The sequence below is a fragment of the Christiangramia aquimixticola genome (assembly GCF_048285835.1).
Lineage (GTDB): Bacteria > Bacteroidota > Bacteroidia > Flavobacteriales > Flavobacteriaceae > Christiangramia > Christiangramia aquimixticola.
This window is the reverse complement of the sequence record NZ_JBLVTL010000228.1, coordinates 1-297: the sequence shown is the minus strand read 5'-3', so window position 1 is coordinate 297 and position 297 is coordinate 1. Positions and strand designations below refer to the sequence as shown.

Sequence of the window (297 nt, the reverse complement as noted above, 5' to 3'; positions counted from 1 at the left end):
AATGCTAGGTAGCCTCAGCGGACAGCGATTGGGTGTATGGGTAGCTCACGGCGAAGGCAAATTCTACCTTCCAAAAGGTGAAAACGCTTACCACTTCGCCATGAAGTACAGCCATACAGCCTATCCTGGCAATCCAAATGGTTCAGACTTTGCGACAGCGGGTATCGCTTCCGAAGACGGACGTCACTTGGCCATCATGCCGCACATCGAGCGAAGCCTGAAGCCATGGAACTGGGCGCATTACCCATCCGAGCGAAACGATGACTTCACCCCTTGGTTGGAGGCGGTGGTGAATGC

The 297-nt window shown here is 54.2% G+C and carries 1 protein-coding gene; it reads left to right on the top strand.

Going from position 1 to position 297, the window contains the following annotated elements; translation table 11 throughout:
• On the top strand, window positions 1-297 hold a 297-nt coding region (locus ACNKXV_RS14255), incomplete at both ends, for a phosphoribosylformylglycinamidine synthase subunit PurQ (RefSeq protein WP_417908372.1).